Annotated in this window: 22 protein-coding genes and 2 tRNA genes; 21 read left to right on the forward strand and 3 right to left on the reverse strand. The window is 36.1% G+C overall.

Features of this window, described 5'->3' with window-relative positions; all coding sequences use genetic code 11:
* Positions 1-7: 7 nt before the first annotated feature.
* The 11 genes from IPP32_12315 to IPP32_12365 all read left to right on the forward strand — a co-directional run bounded on the left by IPP32_12315 (position 8) and on the right by IPP32_12365 (position 12331).
* On the forward strand, positions 8-1720 hold the full coding sequence (locus IPP32_12315; GenBank protein ID MBL0048868.1) for a DUF262 domain-containing protein: 1713 nt from the start codon (positions 8-10) through the stop codon (positions 1718-1720).
* Positions 1721-4933: a type I restriction endonuclease subunit R gene (locus IPP32_12320; GenBank protein ID MBL0048869.1), complete on the forward strand. Its 3213-nt coding sequence runs from the start codon at positions 1721-1723 to the stop codon at positions 4931-4933. It begins immediately after the preceding gene.
* Between the two features lie 364 nt (positions 4934-5297).
* On the forward strand, positions 5298-6554 hold the full coding sequence (locus IPP32_12325; GenBank protein MBL0048870.1) for a hypothetical protein: 1257 nt from the start codon (positions 5298-5300) through the stop codon (positions 6552-6554).
* 164 nt (positions 6555-6718) lie between these two features.
* A complete protein-coding gene (locus IPP32_12330; protein ID MBL0048871.1) occupies positions 6719-7693 on the forward strand; it encodes a hypothetical protein in 975 nt (324 codons plus the stop codon).
* Positions 7690-8160, forward strand: a complete 471-nt coding sequence (locus IPP32_12335; GenBank protein MBL0048872.1) for a hypothetical protein — start codon at positions 7690-7692, stop codon at positions 8158-8160. Before IPP32_12330 ends, IPP32_12335 begins: the two co-directional genes overlap by 4 nt.
* A 23-nt stretch (positions 8161-8183) precedes the next feature.
* Complete coding sequence (locus tag IPP32_12340) at positions 8184-8972, forward strand: hypothetical protein (protein MBL0048873.1); 789 nt, start codon at positions 8184-8186, stop codon at positions 8970-8972.
* Positions 8973-8988: 16 nt separating this feature from the next.
* Positions 8989-9141 (forward strand): hypothetical protein, encoded by a 153-nt coding sequence (locus IPP32_12345; protein MBL0048874.1) that lies wholly within the window; start codon positions 8989-8991, stop codon positions 9139-9141.
* 252 nt (positions 9142-9393) lie between these two features.
* Positions 9394-10809, forward strand: coding sequence for a hypothetical protein (locus IPP32_12350; GenBank protein MBL0048875.1), 1416 nt, complete (start codon positions 9394-9396; stop codon positions 10807-10809).
* The gene (locus IPP32_12355; protein ID MBL0048876.1) at positions 10799-10975 is read left to right on the forward strand and encodes a hypothetical protein; all 177 of its coding nucleotides are present in this window, start codon (positions 10799-10801) and stop codon (positions 10973-10975) included. The genes IPP32_12350 and IPP32_12355 overlap by 11 nt, the downstream gene beginning before the upstream one ends.
* 190 nt (positions 10976-11165) lie before the next feature.
* The gene (locus IPP32_12360) at positions 11166-11873 is read left to right on the forward strand and encodes a hypothetical protein (GenBank protein MBL0048877.1); all 708 of its coding nucleotides are present in this window, start codon (positions 11166-11168) and stop codon (positions 11871-11873) included.
* A 77-nt stretch (positions 11874-11950) separates the two neighbouring features.
* Positions 11951-12331 (forward strand): hypothetical protein, encoded by a 381-nt coding sequence (locus tag IPP32_12365; protein ID MBL0048878.1) that lies wholly within the window; start codon positions 11951-11953, stop codon positions 12329-12331.
* Between the two features lie 186 nt (positions 12332-12517).
* Here the strand turns inward: IPP32_12365 and IPP32_12370 are convergent.
* The 3 genes from IPP32_12370 to trxA form a co-directional block, all read right to left on the reverse strand.
* A tRNA-Asp gene (locus IPP32_12370) sits at positions 12518-12591 on the reverse strand.
* Between the two features lie 73 nt (positions 12592-12664).
* The gene (locus tag IPP32_12375) at positions 12665-13594 is read right to left on the reverse strand and encodes a DUF58 domain-containing protein (GenBank protein ID MBL0048879.1); all 930 of its coding nucleotides are present in this window, start codon (positions 13592-13594) and stop codon (positions 12665-12667) included.
* A 574-nt stretch (positions 13595-14168) separates the two neighbouring features.
* A complete protein-coding gene (trxA, locus tag IPP32_12380) occupies positions 14169-14489 on the reverse strand; it encodes a thioredoxin (GenBank protein ID MBL0048880.1) in 321 nt (106 codons plus the stop codon).
* Positions 14490-15147: 658 nt separating this feature from the next.
* On the opposite strand from trxA, the gene IPP32_12385 reads away from it, so the two are divergent.
* The 10 genes from IPP32_12385 to IPP32_12430 all read left to right on the forward strand — a co-directional run bounded on the left by IPP32_12385 (position 15148) and on the right by IPP32_12430 (position 26810).
* Positions 15148-15726: an RNA polymerase sigma-70 factor gene (locus IPP32_12385; protein MBL0048881.1), complete on the forward strand. Its 579-nt coding sequence runs from the start codon at positions 15148-15150 to the stop codon at positions 15724-15726.
* A gap of 17 nt (positions 15727-15743) precedes the next feature.
* Entirely contained in the window at positions 15744-16742 is a 999-nt protein-coding gene (locus IPP32_12390; protein MBL0048882.1) for a FecR domain-containing protein, read from the forward strand.
* Positions 16743-16752: 10 nt separating this feature from the next.
* Positions 16753-18591: a hypothetical protein gene (locus IPP32_12395; GenBank protein MBL0048883.1), complete on the forward strand. Its 1839-nt coding sequence runs from the start codon at positions 16753-16755 to the stop codon at positions 18589-18591.
* A gap of 89 nt (positions 18592-18680) precedes the next feature.
* Complete coding sequence (locus IPP32_12400; GenBank protein MBL0048884.1) at positions 18681-21047, forward strand: TonB-dependent receptor; 2367 nt, start codon at positions 18681-18683, stop codon at positions 21045-21047.
* A 110-nt stretch (positions 21048-21157) separates the two neighbouring features.
* Positions 21158-21231, forward strand: a tRNA-Pro gene (locus IPP32_12405).
* 68 nt (positions 21232-21299) lie between these two features.
* The gene (locus tag IPP32_12410) at positions 21300-22940 is read left to right on the forward strand and encodes an amidohydrolase (protein ID MBL0048885.1); all 1641 of its coding nucleotides are present in this window, start codon (positions 21300-21302) and stop codon (positions 22938-22940) included.
* 132 nt (positions 22941-23072) lie between these two features.
* Positions 23073-23330 (forward strand): hypothetical protein, encoded by a 258-nt coding sequence (locus tag IPP32_12415; GenBank protein MBL0048886.1) that lies wholly within the window; start codon positions 23073-23075, stop codon positions 23328-23330.
* Entirely contained in the window at positions 23327-23746 is a 420-nt protein-coding gene (locus tag IPP32_12420; protein ID MBL0048887.1) for a PIN domain-containing protein, read from the forward strand. Before IPP32_12415 ends, IPP32_12420 begins: the two co-directional genes overlap by 4 nt.
* Positions 23747-23845: 99 nt before the next feature.
* Positions 23846-24004 carry a 50S ribosomal protein L34 gene (gene rpmH / locus IPP32_12425; GenBank protein ID MBL0048888.1) on the forward strand — a complete coding sequence of 53 codons (159 nt, stop codon included), beginning with the start codon at positions 23846-23848 and terminating at the stop codon, positions 24002-24004.
* Between the two features lie 118 nt (positions 24005-24122).
* On the forward strand, positions 24123-26810 hold the full coding sequence (locus tag IPP32_12430; protein ID MBL0048889.1) for a T9SS type A sorting domain-containing protein: 2688 nt from the start codon (positions 24123-24125) through the stop codon (positions 26808-26810).
* Positions 26811-26815: the final 5 nt, after the last annotated feature.

The following is a 26815-nucleotide window of genomic DNA, read 5'->3' on the forward strand; positions in this document are numbered from 1 at the left end:
AAATAATATGGCGGAATTACATGTAAGTAGAAAAACGATCAGCAAATTACTAAGTGAAATGCAAGGAAGAAGGTTTATTATTCCAGATTTTCAACGCCCTTATAGATGGGACATAGAAAAATGTGAAACTCTTTGGAACGATATTATTAATTTTTTTGAAAATGATCCAGAAGACACGGAATATTTTTTAGGAACCATTGTTACTGCTGAAAATGAAGAAAAAAATCCAGAAGTAATTGATGGACAGCAACGACTTACTTCGCTTTTTTTAATGTTAAGAGCTTTTTACAAGAAGTTGGAATCAATGAAAGATGATGATGATGTATTAGGTCTTAAAATGCAAGTAGGTCCATGTCTTTGGGATGTACATTCAATATCTAAAAAAGTAAGTGATTTCAGTAAAATACATATATATTCTGATGTTGCAACCGATAGCGATAATCAGGTATTTCATAACATACTAGTTAAAGGTGAAGTAGAGAAGGCTCATGAAGATAATTATTCAATTAATTATCAATTTTTCAAAAGCTCTTGTGATGAATACGCAAAATCTAAACCGACAAAATGGTATAGCTTATGTGTGGCAATACTAAATAGATGCATTATATTACCAATTGAATGTGATAAGCAGGAAACTGCCCTTACAATTTTTTCAACATTAAATGATAGAGGGCTTCCTTTGGCAGACTCTGATATTTTTAAAGCTCAAATTTATAAGAACTATAAGTCTTCGGCTGAAAGAAAGGAATTTACTGAGCAATGGAAGCAGCTTACTGAAGTTTGCACTGAAGCTAATATTTCAATAGATGATGTCTTTAGGTATTATACTCATATTTTAAGAGCTAAAGCGAATGATAAAACAAAAGAGGTGGGCTTAAGAAAGTTTTATGCTCAAGATTTCTATTCCAGATTAAAAGAGGAGAACTGTCTTTCAGAAATTATTAAACTCTCTAATTTTTGGTGGTATATTAATAATTATGAAAATCCTGCTGATTACCTTGAAGAAAATGAACCCTACCAAATCAGTACTTCAGCATTCAGATATATTCACGTTCTTATGAACTACCCAAATGAATATTGGAAATATGTTACCAGTGTTTATTACTATACAAACAGAGTAAATGAAAATTTTAAAGATGATTTTGAGATATTCCTGAAACAACTTATTGCATTTTTATTTGCAAAATTTATTGAACAGCCTACTGTAAACGCAATTAAAGATGATATTTATAGCGCTTGCATTTCAATTAGTTATGGAAACGGCTTAGGTCTTTACTACAATTTTTCTCAAGCCTATTTAGCTAATCGATATGAAACATTTTCTAGTTCTAAAATCAGCAAAGGCTTATTGCTACTTGACGCTTATTTACATCCTGATCAAAAAGACTACATAAAAAAAGAAGTTGAAATTGAACATATATTTCCTAGGAAATGGCAATCTACAAATTACTTTGGATGGAAAGAAGAAGATGCAAGGGATTACTTAGACAAATTCGGAAATAAAATTGTTTTTGAGAAGAAACTAAATATTCAGGCCGGTAATGGTTATTTTAAGCGGAAGCAAGATAAATATAGGTCTTCGGAAATTTCAGTTGTTAGAGATTTGGCAAACTATCAAAATAATGATTGGACAAAAGATGATATTGAAAAGCGTGAAGCAATTTTAAAAGATAGATTGATTGATTTTTTCAATAGTTTTATAAATGTTGGCTCTAAATAAATGAAATTCACGGAAGAAAAATTAGAGAGAGCATTTATCGAATTGTTAGGGCAAGAAGGATTTCCCTACCGATTAGGCAATACTTTAACTCGTAAGTCTGAAGAAGTATTGATAGAAGAAGATTTACAAAACTTTCTTTTAACACAATACGCTGGGCAAGGCATTACAGTCAATGAAATCAAATCTATTATTCTTCAACTCAAATCGCTTTCCGCTTCCGACCTTTATGAAAGCAACAAAACATTTTTAAAAATGCTTTCAGACGGTTTTATTCTCAAACGAGAAGACCGCAGCCAAAAAGATATTTACATTCAGCTTATCAATTACGCAGGACTAAACAAACACCGCCAACCTGATGCAGCCCAGTTAATTTCTATTGCTGCCGAACCCGAAGAAGTTTATCCACCAGACAATAACATTTACAAGTTTGTAAACCAATTAGAAATTATTGGTTCAGAAAAACGTATTCCTGATGGTATTGTTTATATCAACGGTTTGCCTTTGGTGGTATTTGAATTCAAATCTGCCATTCGTGAAGAAGCCACTATTTTCGATGCTTTCAAGCAATTAACGGTTCGTTACCGCAGAGATATTCCTGAACTGTTTAAATACAATGCTTTTTGTGTTATTAGCGATGGCGTAAATAACAAGTCAGGTTCATTCTTTGCCCCGTATGAGTTTTTCTATGGCTGGCGCAGAGTGGCAGGTTTGGCAAAAGATGTGGACGGCATTGACAGTATGTTTACACTCATACAGGGAATGTTTCACAAAAACCGATTACGAGATATTATTCGCAACTTCATTTACATTCCTGATAGCTCAAAGAAAAATGAAAAAATTGTTTGTCGCTATCCGCAATACTATGCAGCAAGAGCATTATATGACAATATCAAAAAAGCCCAAAAGCCCGAAGGAAACGGAAAAGGTGGAACTTATTTTGGTGCCACAGGATGCGGAAAAAGTTTTACTATGCTTTATCTCACAAGATTGTTGATGAAGAGCGAATACTTTGAAAGTCCGACTATTGTTTTAATAACTGACCGTACCGATTTAGATGACCAACTTTCGGGACAATTTACCAATGCTAAAAATTTCATAGGCGACAATACTGTTGTAAGTGTGGAGAGCAGGGCCAATTTGAGAGAATTAATTCAAGGCAGACAAAGCGGAGGCGTTTTCTTAACCACGATTCACAAGTTTACGGAGGACACACAACTTCTTACCGATAGACCAAACGTGATTTGTATTTCTGACGAAGCTCACAGAAGCCAAGTAAACCTTGACCAAAAAGTAAAAGTTACCGAGAAAGGCGTTACCAAAACTTATGGCTTCGCCAAATACTTGCACGATTCATTGCCCAATGCCACATTTGTTGGTTTCACAGGAACTCCCATAGATGCAACGTTGGATGTATTTGGGAAAGTGGTGGATGCTTACACAATGACCGAATCGGTGAAAGATGAAATCACTGTGCGGATTGTTTATGAAGGCAGAGCAGCAAAAGTGTTGTTGAACAATTCCAAACTCAAAGAGATTGAAGATTATTACGCCAAGTGTGCTGAAATAGGCAGCAACGAAAATCAGATTGAACAGAGCAAAAAGGAAATGGCACACATGTATGCCATCATTGGCGACCCTGACCGTTTAAAAGCAGTTGCCGAAGACTTTGTAAACCATTATGAAAACAGAGTTTCGGAAGGTTCAACCGTGAAAGGCAAAGCAATGTTTGTGTGTAGCACTCGTGAAATTGCTTATGAGTTGTATAAAAACATTATTGCCCTAAAACCCGAATGGAATGAAATACTTGCAGCAGAAGAAGGAGCAGAACTCACCGACAAAGACAAACGAGAACTAAAACCCATTGAACGAATAAAGTTGATTGCCACCCAAGGAAAGGACGATGAAAAAGATATGTATGATTTGTTAGGCACAAAAGATTATCGCAAAGAACTTGACAGACAATTCAAAAATGAAAAATCGAATTTCAAAATCGCAATAGTAGTTGATATGTGGCTCACAGGTTTTGATGTGCCGTTCTTGGATAGCATTTACATTGACAAACCTATTCAACGACATAATTTAATTCAAACTATTTCAAGAGTAAACCGCAAGTTTGAAGGAAAGAACAAAGGTTTGGTTGTGGATTATATCGGCATCAAAACACAAATGAATCTGGCCTTGAAGCAATACAGCGAAGGCGACAAAGATAATTTTGAAGACATTGCTGAATCTATAATCATTGTAAGAAATCATTTAGACCTTTTGGCTAAACTGTTTCACACCTTTGACAATTCAAAATATTTTAAAGGCACTACTATTCAGCAATTAAATACGTTGAATTTGGCTGCTGAATATGTGCAACAAAGCAAAGACTTTGAAACCCGTTTTATGGGCTTGGTAAAGCGACTAAAAGCCGCTTATGATATTTGTGCAGGAAGCGAACAATTAACTCAGTTAGAAAGAGATTACACACATTTTTATTTGGCAGTTCGTTCTATTGTTTTCAAACTCACCAAAGGTAATGCACCCGACACAGCACAGATGAACGCTAAAGTTCGGGAAATGATAAAAGAAGCGTTGCAAAGTGAAGGTGTAGAAGAAATTTTCAAGCTCGGTGATGAAGCAGAAACCGAACAAGACATATTTGATGAAGATTATTTAGCGAAAATTGATAAAATCAAATTGCCGAATACTAAAATCAAATTGCTTCAACAGTTATTGGCTAAAGTGATTGCAGAAATTAAAAAAGTAAATCGTGTAAAAGGAATTGACTTTACTAAAAAGATGCAAGCTCTTGTTGAACGCTACAACAACCGTGATGTAAATGATATTTTGAGAAGTGAAGTGTATGAGGAAATGGCAAACGCTTTGACAGACTTGATTTGGGAAGTTCACAAAGAATTTGCAGCAGGAGACGCTTTAGGAATTGACTTTGAAGAAAAAGCATTTTACGACATTCTTAAAGAACTGTGTGTAAAATACGACTTCAAGTATCCTGATGACAAAATGATTGACCTTGCAAAAGCTGTGAAAGACTTGGTTGATGGACAAGCCAAATTTCCTGATTGGAATAAACGTGATGATATTAAATCAGCTTTGAAAGTTGGTTTGATTTTATTATTGGATGAGTTTGGTTATCCACCGGTGGAAAGGGATGAAGTGTATGTAGAGATTTTTGAACAGGCGGAGAATTTTAAGAAAAATAAAATTTAAATTAAAAATAGACATTATATGAAAGGCAACATTCAAGGAATTGAAAGTGAAAATTTGGGCAATTAAGAGACTTATGAAAAAACACATCTCTGGTATTCAAGCATTGATAACTTTAAAATTGGCAATAACATTTGCGAATTTTCATTCAATTGGGATATTTATGTTTATCGCATAAATGCAACTACAAATAATGATTTTAATTACAAGGGTACTATTCAAATTCAGGGATATGAAGCGCATGACATAAGTTTTTGTCATTATAAAAACGGCAATCGGAATTTATTAATTGGCAATTATATTGAGGATGATACTGACTACAGATTTGTTATTGAAGTGAGTTGACGTTTTCTAAGAATAAAATTAAATGGAAGAAAAAACTGAGCCCAAGAACGGATTTAGGATTTTAAGCGCCACAATGGCTATTGCTATTGCATTTATTGCATTGGTAGCATTTCTTTTTATTACTTTTTTTTTCTTCCATAGCGAAATAATCCCATACAAATTTTTCGAACAAGCAACAGGTAATTATGCTCAATTAATTGCCGGAGTAATTGGAACATTGCTCTCATTTGCAGGCATCATTTTAATATACGCAACCTTTAAAGAACAGCAAGACTCAAATAAGGCGCAAGATGATAAACAAAATCGGCAAACTAAACTTTTTAATCAACAGCAATTTGAAACAACTTTTTTTAATTTAATAGAAAACCATTTTAGAATAATTAAAAGTTTTGATGAAGAATTTTTTGATTTAAATAGAAATAGTTCCAAAGACAAGAGTGGCTATAATCAGCTAAATGATTGCTTCAGAAGGTTCAGAATAAAATTCTACAAAGTCGCAGATTATCAAATTTCTTCGCAATATTCAAATTACCAAACAATCAACTTTTATCCACTAGCTGATGAAAATATTGATAAAGCAATTATTATAAAATCTGCTTCAAACATTCAGTTGATACTTGACTATATTTTGAGCTCAAAACAAATCGATAAAGATGCAAAAGAGCTTTATGCTAGAATATTATTTACTTCTTTAAATGAGAGTGAGGTATATTTTTACATTGCAAGAAGTTTTTGGGAAACCGGAAAATCAAATTTTTTCTTTAAAAACTTTAACGACTATTTCTTAGAGCAAGAAATGATGCGGAGTGTAAAGTTTAGCCTGAACCAATCACTTGGTTTTTACACATCCGAAAGAAATGGTCCTTCAAGGGAATTTGTCCTCACTGCTAACGATGTTAAGTCAGATTTAAAACTTATCGAAATGGGGGAAAATCAAGAAATAAATTCTATTGAACATTCAATCTACGGAGAAAATGTTTCATTCGAATTTGAAGAAATAGTTTTACTTTTCCCTGAGCGCAAAAAACTTAAAATAGATTTTGATAAGTGTAATGGAGGAGGAATGTTTTATATAAAGTTACCTATTGCATCAATTGCAAATGAACTTTATCCTAATCGCTTTGTACCTAACAGTGTTGAAGAAAAAAAAACATTTTTTGATGAGCATCAATTAGCTATAAGTTATTCTATAAAAACAGGCACTGAATCCACAAAAATATGGTATAAAGTAAAAATGCAATATGAAGCTTTGAATCAAATAAGGATGGAAATTGAATAAGAGTTACTTCTTGTTTTGCTCAAGCGGTAATTACATCGCAGTTAGACCAAGATTTTTGAGCTCCTGAGTCCTATAATTTCTTAAATAAATGTGAATAACTCGTTATAAATAGACGTTTCGAATTCATTAATTTTGCCTTCATAATGACTATAAATCAAACCATTATGAAGAGAACAAACGAAATTATTAAATCATTTGATTACTCAGTAAATCAAACTGAAGAATTGCTGTCAAGTTTAAGTGGAGAGCTCAGGATGTTGCCTCTAATTACAACCACTATTGCAAAAGGACAAAAAATATTTAGATGCCGTCCGATTCGCAAAGTTTCAGATATTCCACATTCTGAAAGCGAAATTTCTTATAGACCTGATGAAAAAGAAATTAAAACAATAGGCAGATGCAACTGGTTGGAGTCTTCAAAATTCTATGGTTCCATTAAAAGTGGAAATGAAGATGAAAACAATAAGGAGAAAAAGTATATACCTGGGGACGTGACAGCAATTGCAGAAATCAGTGATCTTGCACGAAATGATAAAGACGGTTCCGAAGTTTATGCAGTTGGAGTCTGGGAGGCTATAGAAGATTTTAAATTGTCTGTCTTGAAACCACCATCTACAATTTCTTCCGAAAGTTTAATTGTTACAGAAATTCGTAATGCTTATAATGAGACATTTAAGAATGATAATCTTTCAGATGATCTCATAGAATTTCTTGAATTATATGGAAAACACATGGTACAAAAAGTAGGACCTGATGAAAATGAAAAGTATATGATATCATCATTAATCTCAGAGACACTTTTAGACTTTATTCCAGGGATGATATATACCTCGGTACAGTCGGATCACAAGGGCTTAAATGTTGTTATGAATCCACATGATTTTGTTAAATATTTTGCATTAAATCATGTAGTTATTGGTGAGTATTTCAAATTTAAAAACCATGCAACTTTTGGAGCAGTGTCGGTTTGTGAAGACACAAACGTCATTCCGTTTCAATATAAATTACCATCTGAAAAGGATCGCTTGATTTATTCTGAAATTATCGCGCTTTTTATCAGAGAAGGTATCTCTCGCGATTATATGGCAGATGTATTGACTAAACAATTGGCAAGTCAATCTCAAAAGGTTAAAGTATGAATTTCAGCATAGAATCTATTGTTGGAATATTAGCATTGTTAATAGCAGCTGCAGCTTTTATTCTTCAAATAAGAGATTCAAGTAAGAAAAAACCACCTGCACGTTTTAAAGGAGGCATTGGTAAGGGCAGCGTAGATATAGATATTAATACAGGAAATTTTGTGAGTTTTATTTTTAATAAAGAAGCAGGAGAGATTATTTATTTAGATATTTTTTTTGAAAATGATCAGAATTATGGGATAGATGAAAATAATAGATTCCATTTTTCTTTTTATGAAAAACCAGAGCCGCAATGGGGTGGTTACAGTTTTTACATAGAAGTAAACGAAAATGATGATTTTTTTTTCGACAACAGACCATCTTCAAGAAGGTTGGCTGGACATTTTAAAATTATTGGAACAATTGGACCGCAACAAGGTTGGGTTACAGCATTTTTGAAGCCTGTAAAAAGTGAATTTATTAACTAATTGTCTTCTATTAAACCTATAGTATGCTTAGACTTGACGAAATAAAACTCCCAGATGGAAGTGGAGAACAAATGCATTTCCATTCTCCTGATGTGGAATACGTTGACCCCATTGAGCATGTTGCCAATGCAATATTTGAATTGAGTGCATCTCTTACTACAAAACTTCTTTTGAACTCTGGGTTACCGTATTCACCTGAAATACTCAAAGGTGAGGCATTAAAGTTCGCATCGAGATCATTAAAAAAGGAAATGGATTTGTTTTTTGCGGCAACAATACCTGAAAATCTTCTTTCGATATTAACTGCAACCAAAAAGAACAATCAAGTCAAATTACTCAAAGGATTATCTATTACCCAGGAACAACTTTACGCATTTATTTTTAGAGCGAAAACTGAATTTGACTTTTTATTCAGCACTTATACTGCTGAACACCTACCCAATGGACTTGACCCAAATGAACTACCGGTATTTATAGAGGTAAAAGGTAACGAGGTTAATAAAATTGGGCAAACTAATCTTTCTGATGGACAACTAAAACAAGTGATGGCACATAGAAATTTTGTCTCTGCAATGTTTATAGATAAGGGCAGCACATGGCACTGTTTCTTTTTTACATTTAACAGTGTAAGAGGAAAAGAGGCATGGAAGGATGGCCAAGCCCACTATCATTATATTTCTGATAAATTTGGAATTCCCAGAGCAAAGGTTGTTGAGGAAATAAAGAGCGGAAGATATCACTTGGGAAACCTTCCTCATATTAATCTAAATGATGATCGTTACGACAAAAATAAAGGGAAAGGAACTTACTAACAAATACGTAAAAATAATGCTAAAACAGGTTGTAACCGCTATAAGTAAAAGCAATAGAGATTCCTTAATAAAGGGAGTTGAGTATGCAATGTTATTAGAAATTGAAACAAACGGGAGAATAGTTATTGAATTATATCCGCTGGTTGTGCCCGGTAAGGTGATTGTATAGATAAGCCTACATGACTTTTTATTTTAGTGGAAGGAAGTTACGGGCTAATTCTATTCAAAAAAGAAAAAAGCGGATGTAGAAGACTTTTCTGTGTTTCATGAAGAGACTGCAACCGAAAAGGAAGATATATCAAATGAAGATATTTCACCATCAATAACGTTTTCGAGTAAAATGAACATTGACGATGATTCTGCGCCATTTTAACCATTACTAATTTAAGGCAAGTGGTGATCAAAATCCAGTTTTTTTAAATTGGTAGATTTAAGAATTGAATTAATCTTAGGTAAGATGACCAATAAGGAAGTACTCAAAAACTGTATATTTTGTAATAACTCATTGGATAATTCTGATGAACATATAATTCCTGATTGTTTAAATGGTCGGCTGCACTCAAAGTACTTAATATGCCAAAAATGCAATTCCGATAAATTTGGCAAGCAACTTGAACCAGCAATAAAAAAACTATTCAACACAATCCTAATAATATTAGGGTTTGAAAATGCGAAATCAGTCTATTCAGAAGACCCTGATGGAAAGATATTTTTATTTAGTAAAGGTGGAAATATTTCGCAAGTGAAACCTGAGATTTTGGTAAATAAAAGGGGGGGGAAAACATATCTCAGCATTAATGGTGATAGCAAGAATGCCTTAAAATATTTTGAAAAACAGGCTAATGAACTTTTGAAGAAGGGCCATAGACCTCTACATAGCTGTGTATTGAAAACTGATTCAACATCACTTCCAATTAAAGTCGAGGAAAAATTTCAAATCTCTCCAGAGATTATTTTGGAATTAAATAAAATCGCAATCGAATTCTATGCTTATTCTGGTTTAGATATTTCTAAGATTAAGGAACTATCGGACAGGGTTAATAAGATGGATAGGACTTTAAAAAATGTTGTATTCTGCAATGCTTCAAATGAAATTAGAACCTGTCAATCAGATGAAGTATCTCATATTATAGTTATTCGAACACATACAAATGGATCGCTATACTGTTACATAGAGCTCTTCAATATTGTTTGTGCTTACATTAATTTTTATGATGGTCATGAAAGCAAAACGATGTATTCTTATTATCAAGATGCTTTAACAGGTGAAAGACTTACAGAAGATATTGTCCTTGACTTCGATAAGGAGCCTGATAATGTAGAAAATTTAAATTTTAACTCTCAGATTAATGCTTTATCTGATCGGCTAAGGTCAAGGGAATATAATTCGATGCTTGCATCAATAGCTAAGGATTTAACTGAATTTATTGATAAAGAAGTTTTGGAAGAGAGGATTAAAAAGGAGGATAGAGATAAAATTTTATGCGATAGCATAATTGGTGAAGCAGCACGATTGTCAGTTTATGAATTTCCTTATATGATTGAAGATTACGAGGATGAAAAAAATGATGAGTTAAATCACATACATTCCAATTTACAAGAAAATCAATATGAAGATTTTTGTAATAAGTATAACAAATTAATTGGGCGTAGGATTGATATACCAGACGAAGGAATTTATCTAATTGATAGTTTTCTGAAACAACCTTTTTTACAACGAAACGGTATAAGTTTGGTTAAAGTATTTTGTGTATTGACACATGAGGATTTTAAACATAAACGGTATATTCCATACAGGGATCTTTTCGTAGCAATATCTATAAGACATGACACTTGAAGAAGAATTAATATTTTCAATTAACATTTTACAAAAACTTAGGGATCATTTGAAACAGAACTCAAATAATAAGGAGTTAATCGAAAGAACATTGCAAAAATTAAGGGATAAAAAATTGGATTTAATTCTTACTGAGTTTATCTCAGGTGAGGAAGAAATTATTTAAACAGTACTAAATCCTCCTGCGCCCAAGTGTTCCTTTTTGAGGGTGTTTTTTTAAAAAACTACAACCTCCGAAAGCCTTGATGCTAAATGAAACCCGTTGGTTTTAGTCGGACAGCGATGTAATTACCGCTCAAGCAAAAAAACAATGTTATTATATTTTGTTTTTCATAATAACATTGTATATTTGCATCATGAAAGCTCAAAAGAAGATTACAATAAAACCATTTCTAAATCAGAACCTGATACCGGAATGCACTGATGGTAGCGGAAAAAACTTTTATCCCTTATACATACAAATTACCTACGACCGCAAAAACACACAAATTCGCAGTAAGTATGGTATGTATTACGAAACGCTGAACGATCCGGGATTATTTAATCTAATTGCCTTTGAGTCGAACATCCTTCAAAAAATCATACAATTTGAGACAAAAAATAGCGATTGCGAATACGATTTAAGAGGGCTTAAAAACAAATACACTACTTACAGCACATCTATTCACTATGCGGTAAGCGAATACCTCAAAGAAAAGCTTAAATGGGCAATCAAGCGAACTAACAATGAGCTAATGCATGTTTTAAAATTTGAGGGCTTTAAATCGGGTTTTGATAATCTGTACAAGGCTTCACAATTGTTATTTCCCAACTTGAAAGAAAAAATTACTCCTGAGTTTAAAAAAGAAATTGAAGCCTTTCATTTACTGAATAAGCTCCACCCCATTGGCAGCGGGGAATATTCCTTCGCAGCCTTAATCGATTGGAAAGACAATAGTTTTAAATCAAAATTTGAAGCGAGTTTGAATAAGGAATTGAAACAAAACAAAAAACAAGTGTCCGAAACGCTTGCTATTATTGATAAAATCGTTGCTGAAAATTTGAAAAGTATAGAGGGCGCTTAAAAAAATTTACTAAATATGTTCGTATTTTTTTTATATTATAATAACAGTAATTAGACTGAGTAAAAGTCAAGAAATTAATGACTCCTGAATTAAATAAAATTTTCAAAGCTCTTGAAAAGGAGATAACTGCAATAGTTACCAAAAAGGTAACAGCGCAGCTGAGGGAATCTTATGTGGAGGATGTTAAAGCAATAGTAAAGGATTGCTTGAAAAACAATGAATTTATAAATGAAGCAGGTTCAGGTTTCATTACCATTGAAGCACTTAGTAAAAAATATGGGGTAAGCAGAAAAACAGTAACTGATAAATGCAAGCAATTCAATGAAGGTTTCTTAAAAATTGAGCGCAAGTGGGTGAATGGACACCATACAGTAAACGAAAAACAATATGTGGAGGCTTGTGATCATTCCTCAAGAAAAGGGAAACCGAAATTTATCTCCAAGCAAAAAGCAGCTTAATCACCCTAATTTTAGTCGCAATTCAAAAAGTTATCAACAGTAGTACTAGCGCTACTCTCCCACTCCACCACCTTCTACAAGCCAATAATATCAAGGTTTTTTATAAAACGTCATCCAGCACGTGATCCGCATCAAATCAAAAGCCCTTAAGTAGTTGATACTTAAGGGCTTTACGAAATTTTCGAGCGGTCCGGACGGGACTCGAACCCGCGACCCCATGCGTGACAGGCATGTATTCTAACCAGCTGAACTACCGAACCGTTTTTGTATTAGAATTTTGGGACTGCAAAAATAGATTAATTTTAATACCAAGCAAAATAATCTTTCAAATAATTAAATAAGCTTGCTGCGCTTAATTAAATAGGCCGATAAAATAGTGTTGAAACCCGCGTTAATATCAGCTTCCACAAAATCGATGTGGTATTGTCCGCATTTTAATTTTAATTCTTTGGTGTAGGCATTTACCGCTTTTAAGTAGCTTTCCTTAATTTCATGGGGATGAACTTTGAGCTCCTCCCCTGTTTCCATATCGATAAAATTGTAAGGCCGGTTCTCAAATTCAAATTCCATTTCCTTGGACTTATCCACCACATGAAACAAAATTACTTCATGCTTATTATGCCGCAAATGCTGCAAAGCCGCAAACAAATCGGCATCACTTTTAGTGGATTCCATCATGTCACTAAAAATAATGACGAGCGAACGTTTATGGATGTTTTCGGCAATTTCGTGCAAGGCATTCACTGCAAAGGTGCGTTTTGTGTGCTCTGGAGAATAAGGTAAAAGTAATTTTTCGAGCTCCGAAAAAATCAGCTTGCTATGCACCATGCTCGATTTACAAGGTGTTTGAACCGTAACCTTATCCGAAAACACGCTCAAGCCCACTGCATCTCTTTGGTTTCGCAGCAAGTAAGTAAGGGCAGCTGCACAATGTGTACTAAAGTTGATTTTATTTTGCTTTTCAGGATATCTTTTATCCGCTTCCGGAAAATACATCGAAGAGGAAGCATCAATAACCAACTGACAACGTAAATTGGTTTCCTCCTCATAGCGTTTCACAAACAATTTATCGCTACGCCCATATAATTTCCAATCAATATGCTTGGTCGATTCTCCTGTATTATACAAGCGATGCTCGGCAAATTCCACCGAAAAGCCATGAAACGGACTTTTATGCAAGCCGGTAATAAATCCCTCCACCACTTGCTTAGCAAGCAATTCTAAATGCGAATATTGTTGAATTTGTTGTTGATTCAGAGACACGGGGTTAGTTTTTAAGTTATTGGGTTATTGAGTTATTGAGTTATTGGGTTGTTATGTCATCCTGAGCGTAGTCGAAGGAGGGTTATTGGGTTGTTATGTCATCCTGAGCGTAGTCGAAGGAGAGTTATTTAGTTATTGAGTTCTTATGTCATCCTGAGCGTAGTCGAAGAAGGGTTATTGGATTATTGAGATTCTTGATTCAATTTATGCAGTTGTTGTTTATAAATATCCCCCGCTGGCGAGGGCAGGGGGTGGTATGGAACGCTGATTTATTATGATAATTATGATTTTTATATGATTTTCTTGTATCGAGTTTCTTGGTTTCAAGGTTTCAAGGTTTCAAGGTTATAATTTATCTCGAAAATAGTAGTTGTTAGTTTCAACCTCAATTAATCAACCAATCCAAACACTAGCAAATCATCCAATCCCTATGTCACCTAATCGGCTAATCAGCTAATCAGCTAATCGGCTAATCGGCTAATCAAAACAATCAGCTAATCAACAATAGTACAAAAATAAAAACGGCTAATCATTATTAAAAAAATAACAATTAACCGTTTTTGAATTCGTTCTATTATGCCAACTGAGCGTCCAATTTGCCTGATAATACTGACTTTGGAACTGCGCCTACTTGTTTGTCGACAACCTGACCATTCTTAATAAATAAAATGGTAGGGATATTTCGGATACCGAATTTTGCGGAAATCATGGGATTGTTATCCACATCCACTTTTCCAATCACCGCTTTCCCGGCATAATCGTTTGACATTTCTTCAACTACCGGACCAACCATTCTGCAAGGACCACACCATTCGGCCCAAAAATCGACCAACACCGGTTTGTCTGATTTCATTACCATTTCTTCGAAATTTGCATCTGTTATTTCTAGTGCCATTTTATTTGAGATTTAAAAATTTAGAACTGTTTTATTTTCTGTAAAAGTACGTTTAATTTCTCTTACGCTTTGTATAAAGTCAATTTGTTTGCCAAGAAGAAATAAACAATAAATGTTAATACCGCTTTACAAAATACTGCTTGCTATGTAACTATTAATAAACCACTTAAGACATATTTATTACAAATTTTAAGCTTTGATCTTGCCGCGTCATTGTGTCATATTGTGCTTGCCAAAATGGGAGTATGTTTCTCTGTTCAGTGGGTTTAATAAAAAATACACGAAAGCATTAATGCAATGGGAATTCTTTTATATCGATTAAGGAAATTTTTATTTTAAAAAGACCTATTTATTTTTGCTACTCCGTTTTAAAGACCACTAGAGCTGAAAAATTCTAGCTCGTCGGGGCGATACAATTTCGCCTTTAATTTTTCTTCTTTTAAAGTTCAATCATCAATTTGGTTTTCCTTAGAATAGTGGCAACAAAATCGAATTTTTTGCACTCCCATATTAAATACATATTACTAAAACAGCACCTTAATTTTTCTATTTTTATCCGTTTAAAAAAATATTTTACTCCGGCATAGGGGTATATCCCCTTTTGTTTGTCATAAGGTTAAAAGAAGGCAAAAATTGAATTCAACTTGTACATTTTTTTGTGGAATATTCAGATAGCGAAATAGTTTCGGCAATGCAAAACAGCAACGAACTGGTTTTTGAAGCCCTGTTTCGTTTCTACTACCAGCGGCTTTGCAATTATGCAAATACTTTACTCAAGGATGCCGATGAATCGGAAGAAGCGGTGCAACAATTTTTTGCAGGCTTGTGGGAAAGACGCGAGCGTTTTTCGGTAACGCTGTCGGTAAAATCCTATCTCTACAAATCGGTTCACAATGCCTGCTTGAATAAAATAAAACAAAATCAGATGAAACAAGCGCATCATGAACGCGAAAGCAAATTGGAAACAGTGAGCAAATCAAGCACAGAGCAAGCACTGGTGATGAAAGAACTGGAACAACAAATTGCTCTTGCTATTGAAAGCCTGCCGGAACAATGTCGCCTCATTTTTAAATTAAGTCGCTTTGAAGAATTAAAATACGCAGAGATTGCAGGTCAATTAAACCTCTCAGTAAAAACAGTGGAAAACCAAATGGGTAAGGCCTTGCGTGTAATGCGTGAAAAATTAAATGCCTACTTACCCACCCTGCTTACCCTCTTATTATTAACCCATAGCTAAACAAGACGATGAAGGAAATGAACGAATACAGGGATGAACTTATCGCCATGAACCTTGCCGGGGAAGCCAATCTCCAGCAAATTCAAGAGCTTAGTGATTGGGTGAATGCTTCGTCTGAAAATGCGCAGTATTATGCTCAACTAAAAACACTTTTTGAAGCATCTTCAACTGCTCAAAAAATTACCCCTTTCGATACCGATACCGCCTGGCTTAATTTGCAAACTAAAATCCATTCACAAAATAAAAACAAGCATGGAATTCTATATTTGTTTCAAAAATACGATTTCATGAAAGCTGCAGCAGGACTGCTTCTGTTGCTTGGATTAACCTATGTCCTAAATATTGTGTTTAACAATAACACTTCACGTGAGATCAGTTTTAAAGCCGATAAACGCGCCGTGGAAAAAAGAATGGCCGATGGCTCGGTGTTGCATCTGAATAAAAAATCGAGTATTCAGTACAGCAAAAATTTCAACAAAAGCAATCGCAAAGTTATCCTTAGCGGGGAAGCCTTTTTTGAGGTGATACACAATGAAAAACTGCCCTTTACCGTTGCCGTGGATGAATTGCTGATTGAAGATGTTGGTACTTCATTTAACGTAAATGCCTATCCCGATAAGGAAAGCGTGGAAGTAAGCGTGCTAAGCGGAGAGGTAAAAATGTTTACTGAAAATGAAATAGGAATTTCATTAAGCGCCGGAGAATCGGCGAGCTATAATAAACGAACCAAACTATTTGCGCACACTCAAGTGAAAAATAAAAACTTAACCGCCTATAAAGACAAAATTTTTGTATTTGAAAATACTGCCTTGCATACGGTGATTGCCATGCTGAATGATGTATATCAAAGCTCCATTGTGCTTGCTAATCCTAAATTAAACGATTGCCAACTTACGGTTAGTTTCGAAAATGAATCGTTGGATAAAGTGGTTGACGTTATTGCAGCTACTTTTAATTTAAAAGTCACTAAAACCGAAACCGGAATTTTATTGGAAGGCGATGGTTGTGGAAAATAAAAAAGTACTCATGTCAAAATTACATTTTGCTATTTTGCTAGTTTTCTTGCTTCTAGGCGCTCGTATCCATGCGCAAAGCACCACGCCAGCTTTGGAGCGTACGCTAAATTTGCAAGTAACGAACGCTTCAATAGAAGTAATTTTAAATAAAATTTCTACAGCTTGCGGATGCAAATTTTCTTACAATCCCGGCGCCATTGGTAGTCAAAAAATTAGTTCGCTTCAGGTTAAAAATAAATCGGTAAGAGAAAGTTTGAACTTGCTGTTTGCCAATCAGGTAAACTATAAAGCACGCGGCAACTATATTATCCTGCAAAAGAAAAGCGAAGCCGAATTAAAAGCAGCCAAGAAAAACGTAGTGGTAAAAGGCTATGTGACCAATGCCAATACAGGTGAGAAAGTTCCATTTGCAACCATTTACGATAAAAAATCATTGGGATCCGCCAATAGCGACGATTACGGCTACTATGAACTGAAGTTAAGAAACGATCGCGAACTGCAATTAAACATCAATAAACAAAATTATTCGGATACCATTATCATTGTTAAACAAGATGCAGATGAGCTCATTAACGTGGCCATTTATCCCGCTACAGCGGATACCACTAAAGTGGAAAAAATCAGCAGCCGAATTAAGAAATCAACTGTCGATTTTTTTATCAGCGCCCGGCAGAAAGTGAATAGTTTGAATGTGCGCGACACGCTTTCGCGGAAATGGCAAGTTTCGTTGGTACCTTATGTTGGAACAAATTTGATGATGAGTGGAAATGTAAAAAACGACTATTCACTTAATGTTATTGGTGGCTATTCGCAAGGAACGCGCATTTTAGAAATGGGTGGTGTTGTTAATATGGACAGAGGTGATGTTGGCAAAGTGCAAGTGGCCGGTTGTGCCAATTTGGTTGCCGGAAAGGTAAATGGAGTGCAATTGGCGGGCTGCACCAATATTAACAAGCAGGGCTTTTATGGTTTACAAAGTGCTGGATTTTTAAATCTCAACAACGATTCCAGCAGCGGAGTGCAGCTGGCAGGATTTTTAAATGTAAATCACGCCAAAATGAATGGCATTCAAGCCGCAGGCTTTGCCAATGTAAACTCCAATTCAGAAGTCGGAATTTTATTAGCGGGATTTACAAATGTGAATCGAGGCAACTACACCGGTGTTCAGCTCGCAGGATTTGGGAACAATCACAAAGGAAATTTAAACGGAGTGCAAGTTGCCGGATTTTATAATTCGGTGCAAGGGGAAATAAGCGGTGTGCAAGTTGCGGGGTTTATTAATTATGCAAAAAAAGTGAATGACTTTCAATTGGGAATAATAAACATTTCGGATAGTTGCGGCGGTGTTCCTTTCGGGATTTTTAGTTATGTGAAAAGCGGCTATCATCGCATTGAATTGGCTGCCGACCAACAACTTTACTATAGTGCTGCCTTTCGCACTGGAACAAAGCGCTTGTACAACATTTTTACAGCCGCTACGCAAGTCAATACCCTTCAAGGAAAATCAGAATTGTGGACACTTGGTTATGGTATGGGAACCAGTTTTCAGGCCGCAAAAAAAATACAAGTTAACCTCGATCTAACGGCACATCAATTTGTATCCGAAAGCAATATTAGTTCTTATCAAACAGTAGGAAAATTGGCACTTAGCGCGGACTTTTATGTAGTGCCGAAATTTTCAATCTTCATAGGCCCTGTTTTAAATGTGGCCATTTTAGATAAATCGGATAAAGAATTTTATACCAAAGTGGTCAAAAATTTACCTGGCCCCAATTATCTTTCTAATTTAAATACCACACAACAACTGCGTGGATGGCTAGGTGTGAAGGCCGGAATTAGATTTTTATAAAATTTATCCTTCACGCAAACTTTTTTCAAAAAGACATAGGGGTACTTGCAGTTTTAATTGTCCTAACATCAAAACCAATAATTGATGTTATGAAAAAATTAAAAATCGTTGTTTTGTTTCTCTCCCTTTTCTTATACTCAGCCACATTACAAGCAAGCGACTTAAGTCAAACCGTGCGTGGGCAAGTAGTGGATAAAATAACCCAAAGTCCTTTGCCGGGCGCAACAATACTCTTGCTCAACCAAGCTACAACTATTGGAACCGCAAGCGATGCAGATGGATTTTTTAAACTTACGAATGTTCCTCTGGGCAAACAAAGTTTAGTGGTAAATTACATGGGCTATAAGCCGAGCACCATCAGCAACATAACTGTAAATGCCGGAAAGGAAGTGGTCTTAACCATTGCATTGGAAGAGAACATAATGCAATCCAAAGAATTTGTGGTTACGGCAAAAGTCGAAAAAAACAAAGCGCTGAATGAATTGGCGACTGTAAGTGCACGTACTTTTTCGGTAGAAGAAACACAAAAATATGCAGCAGCAGTAAACGATCCTGCGCGTATGGCTACAGCATTTGCCGGTGTTACCTGCACCGATGATGGCAACAACCGCATCTCCATCCGTGGAAACGCACCACAAGGATTATTGTGGCGAATGGAAGGAGTAGAAATTCCCAACCCCAATCATTTCAGTAATGTAGGAACGTCGGGTGGTGGAATTTCCATTTTGAGTTCTCAATTAATGGCCAATTCCGATTTTTTAACAGGCGCTTTCCCCGCCGAATATGGCAATGCACTTTCGGGTGTGTTTGACATTAAACTCCGAAAAGGAAATGACGAAAAAAAAGAATACACATTTCAAGCGGGTGTGCTTGGTTTGGATGCCGCAATGGAAGGCCCATTTAAAAAGGGATACAACGGCTCGTACTTAGTAAATTACCGTTATTCTACCCTCTCGGTATTGGGTAAATTGGGTGTGCCTTTGGGCGATGCCATTACCCTTTTTCAGGATTTATCCTACAACATTTCCTTACCCACGTCACATGCCGGAACATTCGGATTATTTGGCTTTGGTGGATTAAGCAATCAAAAAACATGGTCCACCAAAGATTCCACAAAATGGAAGGAAAATCCTTTTAAAAAATACGACTCTGAATTTTTAGCAAACACCGGTGCGTCGGGACTCACACATACACTCATTCTAAATCCGCAAACCGCCTTAAGAACTGCGCTGGTGTATTCCGGAACCGGCAATGGCTATCACGAAACACAACTCGACAAAGAGTATGAAAAAGTAGAACAGGGCCGTCAAAATTTTGTGCAAAAAAAGCTTACGCTCAGCAGCACGCTTACACATAAGTTTAGCCCTAAAAGCAGTTTAAAAAGTGGAATTATTTTAAATCAGTTATCGTACAATTTCAAGCAAAAATATTTTGATTATGATTTAAAAAAATATGTGGTTAGTTTGGATGCAAAAGGCACTGCACATACACTGCAAGCCTTTTCGCAATTCAGTTATAAACTCAACGAGGACTTAACGCTAAATCCGGGAATACACTACATGCGTTATTTCGAAAACAGTACTCAGTCGGTAGAGCCGCGCCTCTCCATGCGTTATCAATTAAATCGCAAAAACAGTGTGAGTCTTGGTTATGGGATGCACAGCCAGCTTCAGCCGATTGGTGTTTATTTTGCAGAACGAACCGATGACTCAGGCATAATTAGTAGACCCAATAAAAATTTAAAACTGGCAAAGTCTCAACACCTTGTGCTTTCCTACGACTTAATGGCAACCGAATTTTATCATTTTAAAGTCGAGAGTTATTATCAACACCTCAGCAATGTTGCCATAAGCACAAATCCAAACAATACTGTTTCATTAATTAATTTAGAAGATGGCTATTATACCGATTCGTTGAACAGCAATGGAATTGGGCGCAATTATGGTTTGGAGCTCACAGCAGAGCGCTTTTTGAAAAACAATTTATACTTTTTATTAAGTGCTTCCTTTTTCGATTCCAAATATCGGGCGGCAGATAATCGTTGGTACAACACCCGTTTCAATGGAAATTACTTAGTTACATTCACTGCCGGAAAAGATTTCCCGATAAACCGACATGAAAAATCACGTGTTTTTGGCATCGGTATAAAAACGGTGTATTGTGGCGGATTACGCTACACGCCCATCAACCAAGAAAAATCAATCGAAAAAGGAAGCGCAGTATATGAAGACGATAAAGCGTATACCTTACAAAATGCAGCGTATTTTCGCACCGACATCAAAGTCAGTTTAAAACGAAATTACAAACGCAGCACCGGAACCATTTCATTTGATGTGCAAAATGTGAGCAATCGCAAAAACGCCGGCGGCAGTTATTATAACCCCGAAAGCGCGAAAATAGAAACATGGTCACAGGCACCTTTGATACCGATTTTGAGTTATAGAATTGAATTTTAAGTGAATTGCCTGCGCATCAATTAAAATCTGAAAACGGTTTTATCCAAGCATTTAGGAATTCAAAAAAATGGCTATTTTTGGCGCGGAAAAATGAACAATTTCTAATCGTTCGGGATGTAGCGTAGCCCGGTATCGCGTCAGCATGGGGTGCTGGAGGTCGCAGGTTCAAATCCTGTCATCCCGACTTAATTTTAAGCCTGAAGAAATTCAGGCTTTCTTATTTTTTATTTTTATGAATTTAAACTAAACCACATGCCACTACAACGCCTTTCCTATTTGACTTTAATTATTGCTTTAGCACTGCTCAGCTCCTGCTCAAAAAAGCAAGTTGACCTTGTACTTTACAATGGAAAAATATACACAATTGACAGTACTTTTAAAGTAGTGGAAGCAATGGCCATACATGATGGAAAAATTGTTTCATGCGGAAGTAACACCGAAATCGAATCTTTTGAAGCTGCTCAAAAAATAGATTTGAAGGGAAACTTTGTGTATCCCGGCTTTATTGATGCCCATTGTCATTTTTATGGGTATGGTGTGGATTTAAAAAAAATAAATTTAACCGGAACCAATTCATGGAATGCTGTGCTCGATACCCTTGTGAAATATAGAGAACAAAAATTTATGGGTTGGATTTTTGGTCGCGGATGGGATCAAAACGATTGGGAAACAAAACAATTTCCGAGAAAAGAAAAATTAGACAGCCTCTTCCCGGACGTTCCGGTTTTTTTAATGCGCATTGATGGACATGCTGCAGTTGTAAATCAAAAAGGATTGGATATGTGTGGACTCAGCATCACCAGTAAAATTGACGGAGGAGAAGTAGTTCTTAAAAATGGGAAATTGAGCGGATTACTAATTGATAATGCCGTGGATTTAGTAAAATTAAAAATACCGAATCCAACTAAAGCAGCCGAAATTGAAGCCTTATTAAGTGCACAAAAAAATTGCTTTGAAGTTGGACTTACCACTGTTGATGATGCCGGATTAGAAAAGGAAACTATCTTATTAATTGATTCCTTACAAAAGGCTGGGCAATTAAAAATGCGCTACTATGCCATGATTAGCTGCACCGAAAGCAATAAAAAGTATTTCTTTGAAAAAGGCAAAATCAAAACCGATCATCTATCAGCACGCTCGTTTAAAATTTATGCGGATGGAGCCTTAGGTTCGAGAGGAGCTTTGCTTTTGGAAGACTACGCAGATATGGCAAACCACAGAGGACTTGCACTCACACCAATGGACCAAGTAAAAAAATCGGCCGAAGAAATTGCTGCACATGATTTTCAGCTTTGCACCCATTGCATTGGAGACTCTGCCAATCGTGTATTGTTAGGCATTTATGCTGCAGCCACTAAAAACAATCTCAATGCCCGCTGGCGCATCGAACATGCTCAAGTGTTGAATGAATCAGATTTTCAACTTTTCAAAACAGCTCATGTTATCCCATCGGTGCAACCCACGCATGCCACAAGCGATATGTATTGGGCGGGAGATCGTTTGGGAAATGAACGAATTAAAAATGCTTATGCCTACAAAAAACTTTTAACCTACACAGGAATTCTTGCTGCCGGCAGCGATTTTCCAGTGGAAGATATAAACCCGCTGTATGGATTTTATGCAGCAACCGTGCGCAAAGACAAAAAGAATTATCCCCCAAACGGTTATCAAACTGAAAATGCGTTGAGTCGCGAAGAAGCATTGCGGGCCATGACTTATTGGGCGGCCTATGCTAATTTCGAAGAAAAAGAAAAAGGTTCACTTGAACCCGGAAAATTTGCTGATTTTGTGATTTTAAATGAGGATTTAATGAATGCACCCGATGAAAAACTGTGGCAATTGAAAGTGCAACGCACTTATGTGAATGGAGAATTGGTTTTTGAAAGAAAATAAAAGAGTATGGTGATTTACATTCAAATGTTTTGTTACAGCCAAAACGGCTGATAAACGCTGAACTAAAAAAAATTATATGGCAATTTCGGGGTTCCGTATAAAATATTTATTTTTGTCGTATAAAACAAAATTATGGATGCAAAAATCACATTAAGTTTTGATGAGCAAATCATCAGCAAGGCTAAAAAATTTGCTGAGGATAACGATATCAGTCTTTCCCGCTTAACTGAATTTTTATTGGCAAAAGTTACCAGTTCCACCTACAAATCGTTGGATAGTTTGCCTGTTGCGGATTGGATTTCGATACTTGCTGAAGGTCAAACGGAGTATCAAACAAAAGCCAAAAGCCGTAAAGCGCTTAAAAATGAATATTACAGCTCCAAAAAGTGAAAATCTTTTTAGATGCTAATATTCTTGTTTCGGTATTGAATAATGAATATCCATTGTTCACTTATTCAGCACGTGTGCTTAGTTTGATGGACAATCGAAAATTTGAAGTGTATACTTCACCGCTTTGCATGGCAATTGCATATTATTTTGCAGAGAAAAAGAGTGGAAATAAAATTGCCTTACAAAAAATTAGGTTATTGAGTTCAAAAATTAAAATTGCAGGAATTACTGAAGCCAATGTAAAATCAGCTGCCGAGAATGTTAAAATCCATGATTTTGAGGATGGAATTCAATACTATTCTGCTTTACAGGCTAAATGCACTTGCCTTATAACTGAAAACACAGAAGATTTTTATTTTTCTGAAATGGAGGTTTTAGATGCCAAAAGCTTCCTGGAAAAGACTTTCGTGAAGTAAAATTTCATCGTATTTTGAAGGAAAATGAAAATATATTTTGATGGAAAGGTATTTTTTTTACCTTTGCAGTCCGTTTTAAAAAAGTAAAAATAAAATACGATGAAAAGGACATTTCAACCTTCCCAGAGAAAAAGAAGAAATAAGCACGGTTTTCGTGAGCGCATGGCTACTGCAAATGGGCGAAGAGTAATAAATGCACGCAGAGCAAAAGGCCGTAAAAAACTTACTGTGTCTTCCGATAAATTGCACAAAAAATAATAATTGATTTAGCTTCGGCGAATCAATGCTCTAAAAATGCTACTCATTTTCGATAATGAGTAGCATTTTTATTTTTATAATGTTTACATTTGGATTACAGATAATTTTAACTCCCTAAATGAAACCTACTCCATCCCTTCTTCTGCTTTCGGCATTGTTTTTTGTCGTAAACCTTTCAGCACAACCCTTTTTAAAAACCACTGCGAACAAAGCCCTAAGCTTTAAAGAAATGCAATTGCAATTTGATCAATGGAAGCAGACTGTTGATCTTAAAAAGCAAAAGAATTGGAAGAACTTTAAGCGTTGGGAAATGGAAACCCAGTTGCATACCGATGCGCAGGGAAATCCAGTGAATCCCGAATTATATGTGAATGAAATTATTAAAGCCACTGCCGATAAAGCCAAACAGAGCGCCGCCCGAACTAATTTTGCACACCCATGGATTCCAACAGGTCCATTTAATTTGCCGTTAAATCAAACTGGTTATCTGGAAGTGGGCATGGGGCGAATAAATTGCATGGCTTTTCATCCTTCTGATCCAAATACTTATTTTGTAGGTGTAGCACAAGGCGGATTGTGGAAAACCACAAACAGCGGTCAAAGCTGGATACCCTTGACGGATAATTTACCCATTTTACGCATCAGCGATATTGCTATTGACCCCATCAATCCAAACACCATTTACATTTCGGTATGTGACTTTGAATACCTGGATGTGAGTTTAAAATTAGATGGTAGAAAACGAAATACGCATTATGGTTTAGGATTGTATAAAACCACAGATGGTGGGCTTACCTGGAACCCTACGGGATTGAGTTTTCAATTAACGAATGGCGATGCTTCTTTGATTCGCAAAACTATTATTCATCCCTCCACAACAAATAAATTGGTTGCTTGCGGACCAAGCGGAATGTATATCAGCAACAATGCAGGCCAAAATTGGACAAAGACAATGGATTCTCTTTTTTGGGATTTGGTGCAAGATCCGGCCAACCCAAACTTACTTTACGCAGCAAGTGGTTGGTTAAAAAATTCGAACACCGGAAATGCAGCTATCTACAAATCAACTGATTTTGGTGTAACCTGGACAATGCTTACTACCGGAATACCTTCAACAGGCTTTGTTCAGCGTATAAAATTAGCAGTTGCACCATCTGATCCCAATTATATTTATGCTGTAGCTGTGGATTATGATAGAGGTTTATATGGTATTTACAAAAGCACCGATGCCGGCAACAATTGGGTGTATATTCCACCCGCATTAAATATTTTAGAAGGCGGTGATGGAAGTTCTCCCGGCGGGCAAGGAACTTACGATTTAGGATTGCTGGTAAGCAGTACCAATCGGGATTTACTTTATGTTGGTGGTGTAAACCTTTGGGGATCGAGTGACGGTGCACAAAGTTTTAATCCGGTTAGCCATTGGACAACAAGTTACGGGCCTACCACACATGCCGATATTCACTATTTATATAGCCATCCCCTTACGGGAAATATATTTGCATGCAACGACGGAGGAATTTATCGCACCACCAATATAATAATACATTCCTGGTTGGATGCAAATAATGGAATACCGTGGCCAACACAATGGGCAAAATTGAACGATGGCTTGCAAATAACATCATTTTACAGACTTTCAAGTTCAAAAAACACCAATGGAAAAATCATGGCTGGTGCTCAGGATAATTCCACCTTCTTTTTTAATGGGACATCCTGGACGAACATTGGAGGTGGCGATGGGATGGATAATTACATAAATCCACAAAACGACAGTAATCTTATTACCTCCAGCCAGTATGGAAATTTTAGTTTATCCTACGATAATGGAGTAAATGGTTTTTGGTGCGATCCAAATATAAATGGTGAAGTAGCAGAATGGACAAGTCCTATAATTGCTGATTATAACCAATCTAATACCTTGTATGCAGGTTTTGCCAATGTAAGTAAATCAACAGATGGAGGAAATAATTGGACAGCGATTTCTAACTTCCCTACCGGAGGCTTTGCGAACAATGAAATTTCGGCGCTTGCTGTTGCTAACACCAATGGCAATGTGCTTTATGCGACTAAACGCGTACGTTATGAATATGGCATTCCCGGAAGTGTATTTACCACTACGGATGGAGGAACCAATTGGACGGATGTTACTGCAGGTTTGCCCGACTCGCTATATTATACCTCAGTGGAAGTAAACGTTGCCGATCCGGATATTGCTTATGTTACTATGGCCGGGTTTAGTGCGGGCTTAAAAGTATTTATTACCGGCGATGGCGGAGCAAGCTGGCAAAATATTTCGTATAATTTGCCCAACTTGCCTGTTAATTGCATCAAGAGCTTGCCTGGAGGCAGTAAACTGCTTATCGCAACCGATATTGGCCTCTACATGCTTGATGATACTTCTTCTACTTGGCAGCAAGTAAGCACAGGATTGCCCAATGTAATTGTTACGGACATAGAACTGAATGTTTCATTAAATAAAGTATACGTTTCTACATTTGGAAGAGGAATTTGGGAAACGGATTTAGATGCGCTATTAGGCACTTCACAAGCCCAAGCTTCCTTGTCGGAGTTTAAGCTTTATCCAAGTATTAACAGTGGAGCCTTCACACTTGAAGTGCAACACAAAAGCAAAATAGACTCGCATTTAACACTGCAAATTATCGACATTATGGGCAGAATGGTTTACAGCAGTGAATTGGCAAAAGCTAAAAACCAAATTCAAGTCGATTTGCCTTCCGGTAAATACTTTGCAAAGGTAAGTGGAAACGGATTTTCAGCGGTTAAAACTTTTGTGAAGGAGTAGTATCA

This window comes from Bacteroidota bacterium, assembly GCA_016721765.1.
Classification (GTDB): Bacteria; Bacteroidota; Bacteroidia; order UBA4408; family UBA4408; genus UBA4408.

Excerpts from the sequence above, each read along its gene's own strand:
- IPP32_12315 (MBL0048868.1), top strand. The coding sequence starts at position 8 with ATGGCGGAATTACATGTAAGTAGAAAAACGATCAGCAAATTACTAAGT.
- IPP32_12320 (MBL0048869.1), top strand. The coding sequence starts at position 1,721 with ATGAAATTCACGGAAGAAAAATTAGAGAGAGCATTTATCGAATTGTTA.
- IPP32_12325 (MBL0048870.1), top strand. The coding sequence starts at position 5,298 with ATGGAAGAAAAAACTGAGCCCAAGAACGGATTTAGGATTTTAAGCGCC.
- IPP32_12330 (MBL0048871.1), top strand. The coding sequence starts at position 6,719 with ATGAAGAGAACAAACGAAATTATTAAATCATTTGATTACTCAGTAAAT.
- IPP32_12335 (MBL0048872.1), top strand. The coding sequence starts at position 7,690 with ATGAATTTCAGCATAGAATCTATTGTTGGAATATTAGCATTGTTAATA.
- IPP32_12340 (MBL0048873.1), top strand. The coding sequence starts at position 8,184 with ATGCTTAGACTTGACGAAATAAAACTCCCAGATGGAAGTGGAGAACAA.
- IPP32_12345 (MBL0048874.1), top strand. The coding sequence starts at position 8,989 with ATGCTAAAACAGGTTGTAACCGCTATAAGTAAAAGCAATAGAGATTCC.
- IPP32_12355 (MBL0048876.1), top strand. The coding sequence starts at position 10,799 with ATGACACTTGAAGAAGAATTAATATTTTCAATTAACATTTTACAAAAA.
- IPP32_12360 (MBL0048877.1), top strand. The coding sequence starts at position 11,166 with ATGAAAGCTCAAAAGAAGATTACAATAAAACCATTTCTAAATCAGAAC.
- IPP32_12365 (MBL0048878.1), top strand. The coding sequence starts at position 11,951 with ATGACTCCTGAATTAAATAAAATTTTCAAAGCTCTTGAAAAGGAGATA.
- trxA (MBL0048880.1), bottom strand. The coding sequence starts at position 14,489 with ATGGCACTAGAAATAACAGATGCAAATTTCGAAGAAATGGTAATGAAA.
- IPP32_12390 (MBL0048882.1), top strand. The coding sequence starts at position 15,744 with ATGAACGAATACAGGGATGAACTTATCGCCATGAACCTTGCCGGGGAA.
- IPP32_12395 (MBL0048883.1), top strand. The coding sequence starts at position 16,753 with ATGTCAAAATTACATTTTGCTATTTTGCTAGTTTTCTTGCTTCTAGGC.
- IPP32_12400 (MBL0048884.1), top strand. The coding sequence starts at position 18,681 with ATGAAAAAATTAAAAATCGTTGTTTTGTTTCTCTCCCTTTTCTTATAC.
- IPP32_12410 (MBL0048885.1), top strand. The coding sequence starts at position 21,300 with ATGCCACTACAACGCCTTTCCTATTTGACTTTAATTATTGCTTTAGCA.
- IPP32_12415 (MBL0048886.1), top strand. The coding sequence starts at position 23,073 with ATGGATGCAAAAATCACATTAAGTTTTGATGAGCAAATCATCAGCAAG.
- rpmH (MBL0048888.1), top strand. The coding sequence starts at position 23,846 with ATGAAAAGGACATTTCAACCTTCCCAGAGAAAAAGAAGAAATAAGCAC.
- IPP32_12430 (MBL0048889.1), top strand. The coding sequence starts at position 24,123 with ATGAAACCTACTCCATCCCTTCTTCTGCTTTCGGCATTGTTTTTTGTC.